This window comes from Pseudomonas karstica, from assembly GCF_009707515.1.
In the GTDB taxonomy this organism is placed as follows: domain Bacteria; phylum Pseudomonadota; class Gammaproteobacteria; order Pseudomonadales; family Pseudomonadaceae; genus Aquipseudomonas; species Aquipseudomonas karstica.
On record NZ_WLYI01000103.1, the window covers coordinates 1 to 297 of the forward strand.

The window sequence follows — 297 nt, forward strand, 5'->3', positions numbered from 1 at the left end:
TGCGGGGCTTCGTAGCCCCGGGTGATGACTGATTCAAGGTCCGGTACCGGCAAGGCCTTGCGGTCGAGTTTGCCGTTAGGGGTCAGCGGCAGTGCATCGAGGTGCACGTAGGCAGCCGGAATCATGTAGTCCGGGAGTTGGGTTTGCAGATGACGGCGCAGGGCGTCGATGTCGACTGCTTGTGGCGAGGTAACGTAGGCGACCAGGCGTTTGTCGCCGGGTACGTCTTCACGGGCCAGCACCACGGTTTCTTTTACCGCTTCGTGTCGAGCGAGTTTGGCTTCGATCTCGCCCAGC

Annotated in this window: 1 protein-coding gene; it reads right to left on the minus strand. The window is 61.6% G+C overall.

Features of this window, described 5'->3' with window-relative positions:
- On the minus strand, window positions 1-297 hold a 297-nt coding region (locus GIR22_RS25880; RefSeq protein WP_425502956.1), incomplete at both ends, for an AMP-binding enzyme.